Below are 17,555 nucleotides of genomic sequence, written 5' to 3'. Positions count from 1 at the left end.
AATCTCTCCTCTTATTTTCCTCTCTCCAAATATTCCTCATAACTCCCCCTAAAATCAATGATTTCTGCCCCATTTTCTCCAAACCTTAGCTCTATGATTCGATTGGCATAGGCATCAATGAGTTCTCTATCGTGACTGACACAAATCACATTGCCATTGAAGCGATAGAGTGCCTCACCTAATGCGATAATGCTCTCAAGATCAAGATGGTTTGTAGGCTCATCAAGAATCAAAAAATTCCCCCCCTCAAGCATAAGTTTGCTTAGCACCATACGATGTTTTTCTCCTCCACTTAGGGCATTGATACTCTTTTCTTGCTCCTCCCCACTAAAAAGCATCCGTCCAAGATTGGATCTAATCTCATTACTATCTGCCTTTTTATCAAAACTTCTTAGCCACTCATAGAGTGTTTCTTCTCCTTTGATCTCCTCACTTACATTTTGAGGAAAATATCCCCTCTCAGTTGTCGCACCCCACTTCACACTCCCACTATCTGGACTCATCTCTTCTATCAGAATCTTACACAGCGTGCTTTTGCCCACGCCATTGGCTCCAATCAAAGCAATCTTATCTCCTGGGAGAATCTTGAGATTCACATCTTTGAGCACCTGTTTATCTCCATAAGCATGACTGACCCCCTCACACTCTAGTGCTTCATTTCCAATCGTTCGTTTGGGCTTAAAGACGATGCTTGGATCGCGTCTTGAGCTCACAGCCAAGGCTTGGATATCGAGTTTTTCAAGTTGTTTTTGTCTAGATGTGGCTTGCTTGGCCTTACTTGCATTTGCAGAGAATCGAGCGATAAAGCTTTCAAGTTCTTCTTTTTCTTTGAGTTTTTTGTTGCGTTCAGCTTCTTGTTGCTTTGCAATGAGTGTTGAGGCAATATACCAATCATCATAATTCCCACTAAACTCCCTCACAGTCCCAAAATCTACATCTAAGATATGCGTACAAACTGCATTGAGAAAATGGCGATCGTGAGAGATAACCACCATTGTCCCTTCATGGCGCTTGAGATTTTCTTCTAGCCAAGAAATAGAGTGGAGATCGAGGTTGTTTGTCGGCTCATCAAGGAAGAGGATATCAGGCTTGGGGAAGAGCACTTGGGCGAGCAAAATCTTAAACTTATCTCCTCCAGTGATTGTGCTCATCAGTTCATCATGCTGCGATGAAGGGAATCCAAGATCTTGCAAAATCTTTTCAATCACCACATCATATTCATACATCGGATCTTCTTCAGCACAAATAATTTCAAGTTCTCCTAATCTCTCATTGACTTTCTCATCACTCAAATCAGCTTCCATATAGAGCTTTTCTTTTTCTTTGATCGCATCATAGAGGCGTTTGTTGCCAATGAGCACAGCATCTTTGAGACTAAGCTCTTCAAAGGCATACTGATTCTGTCCCAATACTCCAAGGCGTGCATTGGGATTGATCACGATCTCCCCACTACTTGCCTCATACTCTCCACTTAGAATTTTAAGAAGAGTGGATTTCCCTGCACCATTTGCACCAATAAGCCCATAACGCTTCCCGCTATCTAGTTTGATATTGACATTTTCAAATAATTTCTTTGTCGCATAACGCATTGTAAGATTGATGGTTTGTAACATTGCTAAATCCTTGGAAAAATAACTTAAAAAATAAAATTATAGATTATCTCAAACTTCCATTGATAAAATTCAAAACTTCTATAATCTTTGCTTCCTCTTGACTCCCATCCGTCTTTAGTCGCAAAAAATCAAGATGATATTTTTTTAGAATTCCATCTTTTATCCTATCGCGTAAAAACTGCCTACTTTCTTCTTTGTGAAAAGCACTTCCATCAACTTCGATAATAAGTTTGGGCATTTTATCAATTTTGCTAAAAATCAAAAAATCTACATGTGTATTTGGGTGAAAAATAAATTTTTTTTCATCTTTATTAAGCAAATTAGTATCTTTTATGATCATTTTAAGGGGAACATGCATCGCAAAGTCAAAAGAAGGAAATAACTTTAAAATCTTTTTTAAGAGATAAAAAATTAAATTCTCACTATCAAATCTAGAAACCTTCTTGTACCTAGCAAGAAATTCTAATCTTTCTTGTGTATAGCATTGATACAAAAAATCAAAAATAGAAAAAATTTTACTTTCCCGAATCTCAAAATTATGATATTGAATATAGCGCACTAAATCCCCTATATTACCATCTCTTATCAAGCTTTCATCATCATTAATCACAACGATAAGTTTTTCAACAGCACGAGAAATTGCCACATTTAATCGATTAGGGTTATCAATAAACTCTGAGTTCTTGTTGTTGACTGTTGAGAGAATAATAATTTGGCTTTCTTGCCCCTGAAAACTATCTACTGTATCAATTTTTAAACCATGGGTACCAAATACTTTTCTTAATTCACCAACCTGAGCTCGATATGGAGCAATAATTCCTACTGAATTATTTTTTATATTTAAATTATATTGGTTAATAATCTCTTGCTCAATCACATCAATTTGTCTTTGATTGATATAATCTCTTTGGTGATTTCCTTTGACTGTTTTATAAAGAACTAGAGGTATATCTTCTTCTTTCTCTTCGGTTAGTATCACAAGATTTCCATTATAAAATTTTTGATTACAAAATTCAATAATCTTGGGATGACAGCGATAATGTTCTCTTAATAGAGTTTTTGGAATCTGAGGAAATACTTCAGCAATACAAGAAAGAAAACTATGTGTCTCATAACGATAGCTCTCTGTTATTGAATATTTTTTAAAAAGATCTCGAAATATTTTACTTTGTTCTTTTGGAACAATATTCGACAATTGCTTTGTATCTCCAACAATTACAGCATTTTTTGAGCAATGCAAAGCAAGTGCACCAGTACATAAATCCACTTGGGATGCCTCGTCCATAATTAAATAGTCGTAACTTACTTTCTTTGATAGACTCCCATAAATTGAATATGTTGTACTCAAAATCAATGGATAATCTTTTAAAAATTGATCAGATTTATAAAAAAGATCCTCAAGAGTATAGGATTTACGATTTTTAGAATATTTTCCTTGAAGAAAGGAAGAAAAAATTTCAAGAGATAACCTTGTACTCTCTTGTATTCTTTCTTTGAAGTTGTATCTTTTTAAATCTTTTTCTAGATTTTTGATTTCTCTAGAAAGTTCTAAAACTTTCAAATCATAGAATCTTTCTTGAACTGCCCCCGTAACCTTATCAATCTCTCCGAGCTCTTTAATTAAACGATAAAATAAGAACAAACTTCTATCCCAAAATCTTAAAAAAATCAAAACAACAATTTTTTTAAGACTCTGCTTCCTTCGGCAAATAGAAAGAATTTTAGATGCCATTTGTGAAGAATTAATTTTTAAAGCTACCAAAGAAGAACTTACAAGGGAATTATGTGATAAGTAATCTTTGAAATACTCTTTTTCTATCTGTAAAGAAGAAAGTATTCTCTTTGTTTCAAAAAGTTGATTTTGCTGCAAGAGTTTTTTATCTAAGCCAATACAAATCTCTTGAAGTTGTCGATGTAAAACTTTTAATTCTTTTGCACTATAACTCTTCTTTCCAATCTGTGGCAATTCTTCCCTCTGAGATTGAATAAAATGTTTTTTGTTCTCAAAACTTCCTAATTTTGCACAAATAAAATCAAGAGAATATTTTCTTAGTTTTTCTTCTATGTTTTGTATTGCGGAATTATTGTTTGAAACGACAGCAACGCTTTTCCCCTCCAAGACAACATTGGCAATGATATTGAGAATCGTTTGTGTTTTTCCGGTTCCTGGAGGACCTTCGATTATGCTAATTGAATTTTGCAGTGCTTCATCTATTGCCTTTTTTTGACTCAAATTAAAACCAAATGGGTAAATCGTAGTTCTTTCCTTTTGCCTCTTTTCCCTATTTAAGCATCTTTTGCAAAAATTATCCAAAAGATTTTTTGGATAATCAATCTTTGAATAGCAAAAATCATATAACATTCTTCTTTGTTTTCCATTTTCTGTGATATATGTTGGTCCAACAAACTGAGAAATTTCCTTTAGATATTGAAAAATCTCCACTTTTTCTCCCTATAGATTTATTTCAAATAAGTTTTTTTGAGTTTGTCTAGCTTGATTTTGGGATATTTGAGTGGTTTATATTTATTCTCTCCAAACTCAACGCGTATGCCAGCCCCAATCATTGCTTCAAATTGCAGCGAATAAAAATCAGCATAAGTAAAAAAGTGAGCGCCTTCCCATATTTGTGCATCATAAGCAATAGACAATAAAAGATCAAAATGAAAGTCTGGATTATGAGTGCTCAAACCTTGTGGAGTTTCTCTAAAAATCTTGCCCAAACCATAAAAATCAAATTTTGGAGAAATGCTTGTTTTGACCTGATGCTTACCAATTTGCTTGCCTATAGAAAAAGTTGTCAAAAAATTAAAAGGGAGATTCTCTTGAGAATCAAGCTTGATATTCTGTCCATTTTGCTTAAAAGCAAAATGCAAATCAGAGATCACTCCCATACCAAAATGGATATTTGTCTCAATAAAATATCGATCTCCAAAATCAAACTTTTTTCCCACTCCCACATCTAACAAACCCATAATATTCTGCAACCACTGATCATAAGAATTTTGAAAAATCTGGACAAATTTCAAACCTAGTGAAAGATAGCAATCTGACTGTGTGCGATAAAGCATATAAACACCCATTCCATATCCCCCAAAAGTTGCCTCATCCTCCCCTCCATAAAGCACCCCACCACTCCCATTAAGATCAGCACCGATCATCAGTTCACCATTAGATAAAACATAAGATCGATCAAAAGCAATCTGGGGCAAAACATCAGCAGCTAAAAGAGTTTCTCCGATGAAATTATTCCTAATCCCACTATTGATAAGCCCCCAACCTCGCCAATCATATGCAGAATCAAAACGCATTTGTTCGATGTGCTTGCGCTGAAGATTCTGCTCATAGGTGAAGATTTTGCTCTGAGTATGAAAAAGAGTTTGCGCATTTGCCAAAGAGGCAGCTATGAGGATATATCCCACCCCTCGCCTCATTGCCTTCTCTCCTCATTCCAATCAATTGTCTGCTTAGAATGCAATCCATGCTTGGAGACTTTGCCAAAACTAAAACGCATCCCAAGATTCATCGCATATATTGTGTTGAGCTTGCCTGAAAAAGTGCTTTTAGAGCGCACAAAAAATCTAAAACTCTGATTGAGTATGAAATCACCCTCCATAAACAATCCCACTCGAAAATCATAACGCTCAGGAAGTCTAAGAGATGAAGAAATCCCATCTTCAATCCTAATCACTCCATTGATCTTGGGATCATATTCAAGAGAAACTCCCCCCTTAAGAGATCCTCTAAAAGCCCTATTCCATTCATATCCAAAGGCAAGATTGGCTTTGATTCCTAGCGGTATAAAGCCCTGCATTTCTCCAGTGATTTGATTTCTTAAAGTGAATTTCTGACTTGGCAAATAGCCACTCTCCACACTCACAGATGGCTCTAGAAAAAAAAATGAGGGAAGAAATGGAGAAAAAGATGTATCAAAACGCTGACCGATATTGATCCCTAGAGCAAAATTCCCAGCCCCCAGCCCCCAAACAGAATCTTGCAAGGGTGAGTTGGCAAAAACGACAGTCTGTGTCGCATAAAAAAACTTCAAATACAGATCAATAAAGAATCGTGAATGATGAAAATAAGTCAAATATGCGCCCACTCCATAGCTCCCCTTATCTCCCTTATATAGAGGGGAAGAGGATGTGCCAGCGATAATATCAAGCACTCCACCAATGTAGAGCTGGGCTTTGGGTAATGCCACAAATGTATCAGCTCCAAAGCTCAAATTATTATAAAACCCTTGATCTTCAAGCGCATAGTCTAAAGCTCTGTGCTTCAAAAATCCAAACTCTTCATTAAACCATACAGAGTTGTTCAAAGTATTGGAACGCAAAGCTCCACTGCGAGCAAACAAAGAGCGAGAGTGCAGATGGAAGGCATCAAATTGAGAGTAAAAAACGGATGCAAGACTTTGAGCAGACCAGTAAGGAATCTCAGCATGCAAGACACACCCCAAACATATTCCACAAAAAACACGCCCAATCAAACTCAATCCAATCCCTCTAGACTCTAAAAACTTAAGTATATAATTCTATCTAATATACAAAAAGATATTCATCCTTGGCTAGCTGGATTAAGGAGCTCCTATGCAATACCGACTGAAACGCTATATCACTTATTGCTGTATCACACTTATTGCGTGTATCTTACCCTTCATTCAAATCAATCAAAACCAAATCTTCCTCCTCTCCTTTGATCACAAAGAGCTCCATCTTTTGGGCTTAGTTTTTAGTATGCAAGAACTTTATGTGATGCCTTTTTTGCTTATTATTCTTTTTGTTGGGATTTTTTTCATCACGACGCTCCTTGGGCGTTTTTGGTGTGGATGGGCATGCCCTCAGACAATCTTTCGCGTGATCTTAAGAGATCTGATTGAGGGTAAGATTCTCAAACTCAACAAGATCTCCAACAAGCAAAAAACTCAAGATCTCTCCACTTGGTCTGCCAAACTCAAAAAACTTATTTCATTTTTAATTATCACTGTGCTTTGTTTTTGTGCAAGCGCTGTTTTGTTATTTTATTTTGTGCCACCAAGTGATTTTTTTACCTATCTTCTTGATCCCAAAGATCATCTTGTATTGCTTGGGTTTTGGATTGGGATTGGTGCTTTTTTCACCTTTGATATTTTCTTTCTTAAAGAAAATTTTTGCATCTATGTTTGTCCATATTCTCGTGTTCAAAGCGTGCTTTTTGATGAAGACACTCAAAGTGTGATCTATGATGAAAGGCGAGGAGGAGCACTCTTTGATTCACATAAGGAGCGTATCCCGCTTCCGCTCAAGCAAAGGATTCCAGAGGCTGAATGCATTGAATGCCAAAAATGTGTCAAAGTCTGTCCAACACATATTGATATTAGGGCTGGAATGCAACTTGAGTGCATCAATTGTCTAGAGTGTGTGGATGCTTGCACAAGTGTGATGGGAAAATTCCAAAAACCAAGTCTTGTCCAGTGGAGCAGTCCTAATGCCATCAGGCAAAACTCCAAGATCAAATACTGGAGGACCAAAACCATTGGGTATAGCTTCGTGCTGACTTTGAGTATCTTTCTAGCTTTTTTTATGGGTGAAAAACACGATCAGATCCTTCTCAATATCACTAGACCCACATCGCTTTATACAATCCATACTGATCAAAGCATCACAAATGAATACATACTCCTCATAGAAAATCTCAATCAAAAAAATCAAGACTTCATCATCTCAATCAGTCATCCAGATCTAGAGATAACACGCCCCAAACATAAGATTCTTATCAAAGGAGGTCAGAAAAGACGCACGGTTTTGATCCTCAAATATAAAGGCAAACTCCAAAATCCAGCGCGTGATCTCTCCATCCCTATCACTATCAAAATCTCAAGCACACAAAATCCTTCTATCACAACCCAAAGACGCACAGTCTTTATCTATCCCAAGGAGCAACCATGAAACATCTCATCAAAAAAATCCCCTATGCACAATCCATCTTTCACTCACTCAAAAATACATTTGCCCTTTATGCCAATAAGGCTTATTCTCAAGAGGGTGAGGATCTCATCTTAAAAAGAATTTTTGAACATCAAAGGGAGGGCTTTTATATTGATGTTGGGGCACATCATCCTTTTAGATTTTCCAACACATATTTGTTTTACAAAAGAGGTTGGAAGGGTATCAATATCGATGCGATGCCTCATTCAATGAAGCTTTTTAATACTCATAGACCAAGAGACATCAACATTGAAACCCCAATAGGAAAAGAAGGACAGATTCTTAAGTATTTTTCTTTCAACGAATCAGCACTCAATACCTTCAAAGAAGAGGCGATCACCCGTATCTTACAAAACCCACACTATCAACTCATCCATACCTATACAATGGAAACAAAACCACTCAATCAAATCCTAGATAAGCATCTTTCACCAAATCAACAAATTGATTTTATGAGCATTGATGTGGAGGGCTTGGATTTGGAAGTCTTGGAGACAAATGATTGGATCAAATATCGCCCCAAAATTTTGCTTGTAGAGGCTCTAGGGGGGGGGGGATATGGAAGAAATTCTCTCCTCTCCTCTTTATGTTTATTTATCAGCTCAAAACTACAAGCTTTTTGCCAAGACATTCAATACTCTCTTTTTCCAAGACAAGGAGTTTATAAATGATTAAAATCTTGATTTTATGCGGGGGATCTGGCACGAGACTTTGGCCACTCTCAAGAACTATGCTTCCTAAGCAATTTGCTCCTCTTTTTCCTGATGAAACTCTCTTTCAAAAAACACTCAAGCGCTCTTTTGAGCTTTTGGAATCTCTTCAAATAGAGGGGCAAGTCGAAGTCATCACCAATATCAATCACTACTTCCTAGCACAAGAACAAAGTCAAACATATGGAAAAGTAGAGACATTTTTGCTTGAGGATTCTCCAAGAGATAGTGCTGCGGCATTGATTTTGGGTGCATTATCAGCTAGCGCTAAAGATATCATTTTGGCTCTTCCAAGCGATCATTTGATCGGTGATTTTGAGGCTTTTGCTATGAATGTCAAAGAGGCGATTTATAAAGCACAAGAGGGAAAAATCATCACATTTGGTATCTCACCCTCTTCTGCTCACACAGGCTATGGCTATATCCACTCTAAAAACTCCTCTGTCCTTGGCTTCCATGAAAAACCCGATCAACACAAGGCAGAAGAATTTCTTAGAAGTGGAGAGTATTATTGGAATAGTGGAATGTTTTGCTTTGAGGTTCAAACTTTTCTTGCAGAGTGCCAAATCCATGCCCAAGAATTGCTAGAAAAAAGCCAAAAGATTCTTGCTCAATCAAATAAAGAACACAATTTCATTTGGCTCAAAGGAATGGAAGAGATCCCAAAAATCAGCATCGATTATGCCCTGATGGAAAAAACTCAAAAAATCGCTATGGTTGCCAGCACTTTTGCTTGGAATGATGTGGGGAGCTTTGATAGTTTGCTTACAGAGTTTGAATGCGATCAAAATGGCAATAGCTCCTCTCAAGAGCTCACTTGCAAAGATTCTAAAGATAATTTCATCTTAGCCTCCAAACCCACTGCTCTAATTGGAATCAATTCTCTAGCCATTATTGAGACCAAAGATGCATTGCTCATCTCACAAAAAGGCCGCACCCAAGAAGTCAAAGAGATTGTTCAAAAACTTGAAGGCAAAGAGATTTTAAACACTCATTCATTAGTCTATCGCCCATGGGGGAGTTATGAAGTTTTGGAAGAGGGGCAATTCTACAAGATCAAAAAAATCATCGTCAAGCCCCAAAAGCGCTTAAGTCTCCAAAAGCATTTTCACCGCAATGAGCACTGGATCGTCATCAGTGGATCAGCCTATGTGCAAATTGGGGAGAAAGAAATCTTCCTTCAAAGCAATGAATCAACCTATATCCCTATGGGCATGCCTCATCGTCTTAGCAATCAAGGCAAACTCGATCTTGTCATGATTGAGGTGCAAGTGGGAGAATATGTCGGAGAAGATGACATCATAAGACTTGAGGATGATTTTCATCGTGCTTAAGATTTTTTTCTGCCTTTATTTTGTATTTGGATTTCTAGCAGGTAGAGAGCTTCTCTTGCTTGCGCCCTGTGATGAAGCATTGATCGCACAAAATCCTCATCAATATCTCTGGAGCGAGAAACTTGATGGTGTGCGAGCATATTGGGATGGAAAAGCCCTCTATACACGCAGTGGAAAAAAACTCAATCCTCCCGCATTTTTTACCCAAAACTTCCCTCCCTTTGCCATTGATGGAGAGCTGTGGAGTAAGAGAGGGGATTTTGAAAACATTGTCTCAATCATCAAAAATAAAAATCGCTCAATGGAGTGGAAAAATCTCAGATTCCATATCTTTGAAGTGCCTCATCAACAAGGGGATCTCATCCAGCGTTTGAGTGTCCTCCAAGACTATCTAGCCAATCATTACGCACCCTTTATCTCAATCATCCCCCACTCTCCCCTCATTTCTCCCCTTGCCTCCATTCTCAAGCAAATCATCCAAGAAAATGGAGAAGGGATCGTGATCAGAGACAAAAGCGCTCCCTACTATACCGGACGCAACAAACAAGCAATGAAATGCAAAACCTATCAAGACAGGGAGTGCAAAATCACGCGCTTCATTCAAGGAAAGGGAAAATTTGAGGGAATGGTGGGATCATTTTTGTGCCAAGATGGAGAGAAAATCATCAAAATCGGAAGTGGTATGGATGAGAATTTTCGCAAAAATCCTCCCTCAATTGGTACAATCATCACTTACAAATTTTTTGGACACACCAATAAGGGCAATCCAAGATTTCCGACTTTTTTAAGAATCCGAAGCGATTCTGATTTCTCAACCCATTTCTCAAACAAGGGAAAAAATGAAAATCAAACCAACGATTAAGCTCAAGATGACTGATTGGTGGAATCATGATTTCTATGGCAATTATTTCATCAAGTTTCTTTCTAGGAAATACAATATCATCCAAAGCGAGGAGCCTGACTACCTTCTGTGCTCTCTATTTGGAGAAGAGCATTTTCAGTATGATTGCATCAAGATTTTCTTCACAGGTGAAGATGTGATTCCTGACTTCAATCTCTATGATTATGCACTGGGATTTTGTGATCTTACATTTGCTGATCGCTACTTACGCTTTCCTTTGCCTTTTTTATACACCCACAAACAGCAGCCCATCATTCAACTTGTACAAAGCAAACATCAAAATATCACATATGATCTTAGCAAGAGAGAATTTTGTAGTTTTGTTGTAAGTAACAAGTATGCACATCCGATTCGAGAAAAATTTTTCGATGCTTTAAGCGCATATAAGTTTGTTGCCAGTGGAGGGAGATTTAAAAACAATATTGGGAGAATCATTGCAGACAAGCATACCTTTATCTCTTCTTATAAATTTAATATTGCTTTTGAAAATACCTCCTCTCCTCATTACTGCACAGAAAAACTGATCCAAGCTTTCTGTGCCAAAACCATCCCTATCTATTGGGGGGATTCAGAAATTGATCAATGGATCAATCCAAAAGCCCTCATCAATCTCTCCAATTTTTCTTCAATGGATGAAGCAATCCAATACATTCTCTATCTAGATTCTAATCCACAGGCTTATCTAAAAGTTTTGCAAGAAAAAGCCTTTTTGATCGATGATCTTCAGCAAACTTATGAGCAAAAACTTGAAAAGTTTTTTGATCATATTTTTACTCAGCCTATCTCCAAAGCCAGCAGAAGGCAAAATAATCTAAGTTATTGGTATAGAAAGAGGGTTCATGATCCAGTAAATTTCACATCACCTTTATTGCAAAAAATCAATTTCACATCAAGGAGAAAATATGAAAAAAGCACTCATTACAGGAATCACGGGTCAAGATGGCGCATATTTGGCTGAATTCCTACTTCAAAAGGGTTATGAAGTCCATGGGATCAAGCGTCGCAGCTCACTTTTTAACACTGATCGCATCGATCATCTCTATCAAGATCCCCACGAAAGCCATGTGCATTTTCATCTTCACCATGGGGATCTAACAGATAGCACAAACCTGATCAGAATCGTCCAAGAGGTGCAACCTGATGAAATCTACAATCTTGCTGCCATGAGTCATGTGGCTGTAAGCTTTGAAGAGCCTGAATATGTAGCTAATGCCGATGGAATCGGGACTTTGAGATTGCTAGAAGCTCTCAGAATCCTTGGATTGGAGAAAAAAAGCAAAATCTATCAAGCTTCCACAAGCGAACTCTATGGACTTGTCCAAGAGATTCCACAAAGTGAAAAAACTCCTTTTTATCCTCGTTCTCCCTATGCATGTGCCAAACTCTATGCCTATTGGATCACAATCAATTATCGCGAAGCTTATGGGATGTTTGCCTGCAATGGAATTTTGTTCAACCACGAAAGTCCAATCCGCGGAGAGACATTTGTGACACGAAAAATCACAAGAGCTGTGAGCAAAATCGCTCTAGGATTGCAAGATAAGCTCTATCTTGGGAATCTCTCAGCCAAGCGAGATTGGGGTCATGCCAAAGACTATGTAAGGGCAATGTGGCTTATTTTGCAACAAGATAAACCTCAAGACTTTTGCATCGCCACAGGAATCACAACAGAGGTGCGTGATTTTGTCAAAATGGCTTTTGGTTATTTGGGAATTGAGATTGAATTTAGGGGTGAAGGTGTGGATGAAAAAGGCTATATCGCCTCTTGCTCCAATCCTGAGTTTAACCTCCAAATAGGTCAAGAGGTCATAGCAGTTTCTCCCAAGTATTTCCGCCCAACAGAAGTAGATTTCTTGCTAGGAGATCCAAGCAAAGCCAAAAAAGAGCTAGGCTGGGAACCCCAATATGATCTCAAAATGCTTGTTGAGGATATGATGAAGTCTGATTTGGCTTTGATGAAAAAAGATCGTTATTTGCAACAGGGCGGACACAAGATTATGAGATATTTTGAGTAAGGAGCAAGTCATGCAAAAAGATTCTAAGATCTTTATTGCTGGGCATCGCGGACTTGTGGGCTCTGCAATTTTAAAAGAATTGCAATCTCAAGGCTATACAAATCTGATCACCAAAACCCATGCCCAACTTGATTTGTGTGATTTTGCAAAAGTGGGTGAATTTTTTAAATCTCACAAACCAGAATATGTCTTTTTCTGTGCGGCAAAAGTTGGGGGAATCTTGGCAAACAATACTTATCGAGCAGATTTTATCTATCAAAATCTTGCCATGCAAAATGCCCTCATCTACAATGCCCACCAATTCAAAGTCAAAAAGCTTCTGTTTCTAGGCTCAAGCTGTATTTATCCAAAAAACGCTCCTCAACCTATGAGCGAAGATGTTTTGCTCACAAGTGAGCTTGAATACACCAATGAACCTTATGCGATTGCCAAAATTGCAGGACTTAAGATGTGCGAGAGTTTCAACCTCCAATATGGCACAAATTTTCTCTCTGTCATGCCCACAAACCTCTATGGAGAAAATGATAATTTTGATTTGCAAAACTCCCATGTCCTCCCTGCCCTATTGCGCAAATTTCATCTTGCCAAACTCTTATCGTTAGGAAAAATAGAAGAAATCAAACGAGATTTTGGTGATCCTAGGGATTTAGCACAATATGGAATCTTCAAAGATAAAGTAGAGATATGGGGAAGCGGGAAGCCAAGAAGAGAATTCTTGCACTCAAGTGATATGGCTAAAGCCTGTATTTTTGTGATGCGAAATATTGATTTTACAGATCTCACCAAAAATCAAAAAGAGATCAAAAACACGCATCTAAATATTGGCTATGGGGAAGATATTTCTATCGTTGATTTAGCGTCTTTGATCCGTGAAATCATCGGCTTTGAAGGAGAGATTGTCTTTGATTCTAGCAAGCCTGATGGAACGATGCAAAAACTTCTTGATAGCTCAAAACTCAACGCCCTAGGCTGGAAGCCCAAAATCAATCTCAAAGATGGAATCACACAGGTTTATCAAAGCTATCAAAGAAGGGTTTAAAATGAAGAAATTTGCAATCACTGGAGTTGGAGGGTTTGTTGCTCCTCGCCATTTAAAAGCGATCAAAGAAAATGGGGGTGAGGTAGTCTGTGCGCTAGATATTCATGATAGTGTGGGAATCATGGATAGTTATTTTCCAGAAGCTCATTTTTTTACAGAATTTGAGCGCTTTGATCGTCACATCGAAAAGCTCAGACGCCAAAAAGAAGGTATCACTCATCTAAGTGTCTGCTCTCCAAACTATCTCCATGATGCCCATATCCGTCTAGCCCTGCGCAATGGTGCTGATGCGATTTGTGAAAAACCTCTTGTGCTAACCCCTTGGAATCTTGATGCACTCTTAGAACTTGAGGGGGAATATCAGAAAAATATCTATACGATTTTACAACTCCGACTTCATCCCAAGATCATTGCTCTAAGAGAAAAAGTGCAGCAAGAACTCAAAGAAAATCCTCACAAAATCTATGAACTTGAGCTCACCTACATCACAAGCCGCGGGAGGTGGTATTTCACTAGTTGGAAGGGTGATGAGAGCAAGAGTGGAGGGATTGCTAGCAATATTGGGGTGCATTTTTTTGATATGTTGCAATGGATTTTTGGAGAATGCAAAGAAGCCGAGGTGCATCTATCAAATCCCAAAACAAAAGCAGGATACCTTGAACTTGAGCATGCAAGAGTAAAGTGGTTTTTGAGTGTGGATAGACAAACCCTTCCCTCTGAAGTCCAAGCTGCCCAAAAGCCGACTTTTAGAAGCCTAAGACTTGATGGAGATGAATTTGAATTTAGCGATGGATTCACAGATCTTCATACCGAGAGCTATCGTGACATTTTAAGCGGAGGGGGATTTAGAGCAATTGAAGCCAAAGCTTCAGTAGATCTTACTTACAAAATCCGCCATATGAAGACAAAGAGTGGAGATTGTTTGCACTCTTTTTTGAAAGCTTAAGATGATTCATCCCAGTAGTTTTATCGATCCTGATTGTTTTATCGGTGAGGGAAGCAAGATTTGGCATTTTTGCCATATTTTATCAGGATCAAAGATTGGTAAAAATTGCAATATCGGACAAAATTGTATGATCGGCCCAAATGCCCAAATCGGCAATGGCGTCAAAATCCAAAACAATGTCAGCGTATATGAGGGTGTGATATGTGAAGATGAAGTTTTTATTGGACCAAGCGTGGTTTTTACCAATGTCATCAATCCTAGAAGTTTTATCAATCGCAAAAATGAATTTAAACCCACATTACTAGAGAAAGGATGCTCAATTGGAGCAAATGCGACGATTATCTGTGGAGTAAAAATCGGAAAATATGCTCTCATTGGTGCAGGAAGCGTCATCACAAAAGATGTCAAGCCCTTTGCTTTAATGGTAGGGAATCCTGCAAGACAAGTTGGATGGGTGGATAAAGGAGGCAAAAAAATGCTTTTTGACAATAAAATTGCAAAAGATAGTTACGATACAAGTTTGTATCAAGAAAACAATGGAGAAATTATGGAGATTGATGATGACAAGCAATAAATCTCAAGCAAATTCAAAGACCAAAACAAAAAAACGATCAGAAACAGAACCTAGTGAACAAAAACCAACAACAAGCAATTTAGAAAAATTCAGATTCTTAACAACACGCAAAGACAAAGTTTCACTCATTATTTTGCTCTTTATGACTATTTTGCTCTCTCTCATCGAAACTATTGGTGTGGGGATTATTATGCCTTTCATCACTTTTGCTTCCAATCCCTCTATGCTTATCAATAGCAAATATGGCTCAATGATCTACAATCTCTTTGATTTTTCTAGCACTCAGCAATTTATGTTTGTTTTTAGCGGGGCTTTGCTTGCATTTTATATCTTTCGCTCTCTTTATAAGATTCTCTATGATTATTCGATCAATTTATTTGCATATAGAAAGTATCACGACACATCATTTCGCCTATTTCAAAAACTTTTGCGCACAAACTATGTAGATTTTGTCAATAAAAATTCTGATCTTGTTCGTAGAAATATTTTGAATGATGCGATGAGCACCTCTCAGTTTATTCGCTCATTTTTATTTCTATATTCAGAATTTTTTACAATTGGATGTTTATACATCATTCTCCTTAAAGTGAGCTGGAAAATGACTCTTGTTCTAACTCTCATGCTCACAATCAAGATTTTTTTAGTTACCAAAACAATCAGTAAGAGTTTGGGCAAAAGAGGAGCAGAAAAAATCAAAGTTGAGGGAGGATTTTTGAATCTTCTCTCAAGCACTTTTGGTAATTTCAAAATCATCAAAATCAAAGATTCTCAAGAAAAGCTTGAGCAAGCCTTCTTAGATCAAGGCTACAATCGTGCAAAGATTGAAGTGACGACACAAACCCTGATGGGAATGACACGAAATATTTTGGAAACTCTTGGTTTCTGTATTTTGATTGCAAGTGTGGCTTATGTTTTATACAAATATGATGATGCAAGTGCGGTTTTGCCCATCATCTCGATGTATGCTTTGGCTCTCTACAAGGTGCTACCTTCTGTTATGAAGATTTTAGATAATTACAATTCAATGAAAATGAATGGAAAGGCTATAGAGCTTGTTTATGAAGAGCTCAAAAATATCCCCAGAGCCGAAGGAGATCAACCCATCCACTTCCACTCACAAATCACATTACAAGACATTCATTTTGCCTATCAAGAAGATAAAAAAATCATTTCAGACTTCAATCTCACAATCAAAAAAGGGGAGAAAATTGCCTTTGTAGGTCCAAGTGGAGCAGGCAAAAGCACCCTTGTAGATATTATTTCAGGATTTTATGTCCCAAATTCTGGAAAGATCCTTGTGGATGATACTCCACTCACTCAAGACAATATCAAGTCATGGAGAAAGAAGTTTGGTTATATCCCACAAAGTATCTATCTTTTTGATGGAACAGTGGCAGAAAATATTGCTTTTGCTTCAGAATATGATGAGGAAAAGATTATTCAAGCTTGCAAAATTGCAAAAATTTATGATTTTCTCCAAGAGCATGATGGGATTGAAACCCATGTGGGTGATGGAGGAATCAAGCTTAGCGGAGGGCAAAAACAGCGCATCGGAATCGCGCGAGCAATTTATGACAATCCAGAAATCTTAGTCCTTGATGAAGCCACAAGTGCTCTAGACAATCAGACAGAGGCTCAAATCATGGATGAAATCTATGAACTAAGTCAAGATAAAACCCTTCTTGTGATTGCCCATCGTCTCAGCACAGTTGAGCGATGTGATCGACAAATCACTATCACCCCCCTCACCAATGCAAGCTAAAGTCCCCCAAAGCGCCTATGGCGTTTTAAAAACTGATCGATGATTGCATTTAATTCCACAATCGTAAAATCTGGCCAGAGTGTGGGGGTAAAAAATAGCTCTGCATAGGAGCACTGCCAAAGCAAAAAGTTTGATAATCTCTGCTCTCCTCCAGTCCTCAAAAGCAAATCCACGCTAGGGATCCCTCGTGTATCTAGAGAATCCTCAAGCACTTTCTCTATTTCTTGAGCATTGCTAGCTTGAGAGATTCTTTCTTTATTGTGCAAAATTGCACGACTAAGCTCATTTTTGCCTCCATAATTAAGAGCCAAGATCTGTGTGAGTGCATTATTTTGACTTGTCTTTTCTTGAACTTCAAAGATTTTTTCTTTGAGTGGAGAGGAAAAGGCATCAATATCTCCAATCGCAAAAAAACGAATATTGTTTTTTTGATAAGTTTCTAGCTCTTGATCTAAATAATTCTTCAACATCTTCATCAAAAAGTCGACTTCATACTTTGGCCTCTTCCAATTTTCCGTTGAAAATGCATAAAGTGTGAGAGTGGAGATGGCATTTTGGGCACACCATGTGGTAATCGTGCGCACAACATTTGCCCCCATCTTGTGTCCCTCTATGCGTCTTTTTCCACGATTTTGAGCCCATCTTCCATTACCATCCATAATGATGGCTAAATGCTTTAATTCCTGCATCATTTATC

General features: G+C 37.8%; 15 protein-coding genes. 10 read left to right on the top strand and 5 right to left on the bottom strand.

The features are described 5' to 3' along the window. Positions 1 to 11: 11 nt before the first annotated feature. The 4 genes from T391_RS0105555 to T391_RS0105540 are packed head-to-tail and all read right to left on the bottom strand — an operon-like array spanning position 12 to position 6,100. Positions 12 to 1,613, bottom strand: a complete 1,602-nt coding sequence (locus T391_RS0105555; protein WP_027327491.1) for an ABC-F family ATP-binding cassette domain-containing protein — start codon at positions 1,611 to 1,613, stop codon at positions 12 to 14. A 43-nt stretch (positions 1,614 to 1,656) separates the two neighbouring features. Further along, complete coding sequence (locus T391_RS08165; protein WP_051420636.1) at positions 1,657 to 4,056, bottom strand: AAA domain-containing protein; 2,400 nt, start codon at positions 4,054 to 4,056, stop codon at positions 1,657 to 1,659. A gap of 17 nt (positions 4,057 to 4,073) precedes the next feature. After that, entirely contained in the window at positions 4,074 to 5,045 is a 972-nt protein-coding gene (locus T391_RS0105545; RefSeq protein WP_027327490.1) for a hypothetical protein, read from the bottom strand. Continuing rightward, complete coding sequence (locus tag T391_RS0105540) at positions 5,042 to 6,100, bottom strand: autotransporter outer membrane beta-barrel domain-containing protein (RefSeq protein ID WP_158654387.1); 1,059 nt, start codon at positions 6,098 to 6,100, stop codon at positions 5,042 to 5,044. Before T391_RS0105540 ends, T391_RS0105545 begins: the two co-directional genes overlap by 4 nt. Positions 6,101 to 6,200: 100 nt before the next feature. On the opposite strand from T391_RS0105540, the gene ccoG reads away from it, so the two are divergent. The 10 genes from ccoG to T391_RS08145 are packed head-to-tail and all read left to right on the top strand — an operon-like array spanning position 6,201 to position 16,858. Continuing rightward, positions 6,201 to 7,538 (top strand): cytochrome c oxidase accessory protein CcoG, encoded by a 1,338-nt coding sequence (ccoG, locus tag T391_RS0105535; RefSeq protein ID WP_027327488.1) that lies wholly within the window; start codon positions 6,201 to 6,203, stop codon positions 7,536 to 7,538. Further along, complete coding sequence (locus T391_RS08160; RefSeq protein WP_199769589.1) at positions 7,535 to 8,248, top strand: FkbM family methyltransferase; 714 nt, start codon at positions 7,535 to 7,537, stop codon at positions 8,246 to 8,248. Before ccoG ends, T391_RS08160 begins: the two co-directional genes overlap by 4 nt. Next, complete coding sequence (locus T391_RS0105525) at positions 8,245 to 9,621, top strand: mannose-1-phosphate guanylyltransferase/mannose-6-phosphate isomerase (protein WP_338041834.1); 1,377 nt, start codon at positions 8,245 to 8,247, stop codon at positions 9,619 to 9,621. Before T391_RS08160 ends, T391_RS0105525 begins: the two co-directional genes overlap by 4 nt. After that, entirely contained in the window at positions 9,614 to 10,483 is an 870-nt protein-coding gene (locus T391_RS08155) for a DNA ligase (protein ID WP_158654388.1), read from the top strand. Before T391_RS0105525 ends, T391_RS08155 begins: the two co-directional genes overlap by 8 nt. Next, positions 10,461 to 11,480: a glycosyltransferase family 10 domain-containing protein gene (locus T391_RS08150; protein ID WP_051420634.1), complete on the top strand. Its 1,020-nt coding sequence runs from the start codon at positions 10,461 to 10,463 to the stop codon at positions 11,478 to 11,480. Before T391_RS08155 ends, T391_RS08150 begins: the two co-directional genes overlap by 23 nt. Continuing rightward, positions 11,425 to 12,537: a GDP-mannose 4,6-dehydratase gene (gene gmd / locus T391_RS0105510; protein ID WP_027327486.1), complete on the top strand. Its 1,113-nt coding sequence runs from the start codon at positions 11,425 to 11,427 to the stop codon at positions 12,535 to 12,537. The genes T391_RS08150 and gmd overlap by 56 nt, the downstream gene beginning before the upstream one ends. Positions 12,538 to 12,547: 10 nt before the next feature. Further along, the gene (locus T391_RS0105505; RefSeq protein ID WP_027327485.1) at positions 12,548 to 13,576 is read left to right on the top strand and encodes a GDP-L-fucose synthase family protein; all 1,029 of its coding nucleotides are present in this window, start codon (positions 12,548 to 12,550) and stop codon (positions 13,574 to 13,576) included. A 1-nt stretch (position 13,577) separates the two neighbouring features. Then, positions 13,578 to 14,522 carry a Gfo/Idh/MocA family oxidoreductase gene (locus T391_RS0105500; protein WP_027327484.1) on the top strand — a complete coding sequence of 315 codons (945 nt, stop codon included), beginning with the start codon at positions 13,578 to 13,580 and terminating at the stop codon, positions 14,520 to 14,522. Between the two features lies 1 nt (position 14,523). Continuing rightward, entirely contained in the window at positions 14,524 to 15,096 is a 573-nt protein-coding gene (locus T391_RS0105495; protein WP_027327483.1) for an acyltransferase, read from the top strand. After that, a complete protein-coding gene (locus T391_RS08145) occupies positions 15,083 to 16,858 on the top strand; it encodes an ABC transporter ATP-binding protein (protein ID WP_034584183.1) in 1,776 nt (591 codons plus the stop codon). The genes T391_RS0105495 and T391_RS08145 overlap by 14 nt, the downstream gene beginning before the upstream one ends. On the opposite strand, the gene T391_RS0105485 is transcribed toward T391_RS08145, so the two are convergent. Next, a complete protein-coding gene (locus T391_RS0105485; protein ID WP_027327482.1) occupies positions 16,855 to 17,550 on the bottom strand; it encodes a di-trans,poly-cis-decaprenylcistransferase in 696 nt (231 codons plus the stop codon). The two genes, T391_RS08145 and T391_RS0105485, sit on opposite strands and share 4 nt — an antisense overlap. Positions 17,551 to 17,555 lie beyond the last annotated feature (5 nt).

It is taken from the genome of Helicobacter pametensis ATCC 51478, assembly GCF_000518225.1.
Classification (GTDB): Bacteria; Campylobacterota; Campylobacteria; order Campylobacterales; family Helicobacteraceae; genus Helicobacter_G; species Helicobacter_G pametensis.
Note: the sequence above shows the minus strand (reverse complement) of the source record. Positions and strands in the feature narration are given on the sequence as shown.

What these genes read in the sequence shown, in the direction of transcription:
- T391_RS0105495 (WP_027327483.1), top strand. Translation starts at nt 14,524, where the DNA reads ATGATTCATCCCAGTAGTTTTATCGATCCTGATTGTTTTATCGGTGAG.
- T391_RS0105555 (WP_027327491.1), bottom strand. Translation starts at nt 1,613, where the DNA reads ATGTTACAAACCATCAATCTTACAATGCGTTATGCGACAAAGAAATTA.
- gmd (WP_027327486.1), top strand. Translation starts at nt 11,425, where the DNA reads ATGAAAAAAGCACTCATTACAGGAATCACGGGTCAAGATGGCGCATAT.
- T391_RS08145 (WP_034584183.1), top strand. Translation starts at nt 15,083, where the DNA reads ATGACAAGCAATAAATCTCAAGCAAATTCAAAGACCAAAACAAAAAAA.
- T391_RS0105500 (WP_027327484.1), top strand. Translation starts at nt 13,578, where the DNA reads ATGAAGAAATTTGCAATCACTGGAGTTGGAGGGTTTGTTGCTCCTCGC.
- T391_RS08150 (WP_051420634.1), top strand. Translation starts at nt 10,461, where the DNA reads ATGAAAATCAAACCAACGATTAAGCTCAAGATGACTGATTGGTGGAAT.
- T391_RS0105485 (WP_027327482.1), bottom strand. Translation starts at nt 17,550, where the DNA reads ATGATGCAGGAATTAAAGCATTTAGCCATCATTATGGATGGTAATGGA.
- T391_RS08160 (WP_199769589.1), top strand. Translation starts at nt 7,535, where the DNA reads ATGAAACATCTCATCAAAAAAATCCCCTATGCACAATCCATCTTTCAC.
- T391_RS0105505 (WP_027327485.1), top strand. Translation starts at nt 12,548, where the DNA reads ATGCAAAAAGATTCTAAGATCTTTATTGCTGGGCATCGCGGACTTGTG.
- T391_RS0105545 (WP_027327490.1), bottom strand. Translation starts at nt 5,045, where the DNA reads ATGAGGCGAGGGGTGGGATATATCCTCATAGCTGCCTCTTTGGCAAAT.
- ccoG (WP_027327488.1), top strand. Translation starts at nt 6,201, where the DNA reads ATGCAATACCGACTGAAACGCTATATCACTTATTGCTGTATCACACTT.
- T391_RS0105525 (WP_338041834.1), top strand. Translation starts at nt 8,245, where the DNA reads ATGATTAAAATCTTGATTTTATGCGGGGGATCTGGCACGAGACTTTGG.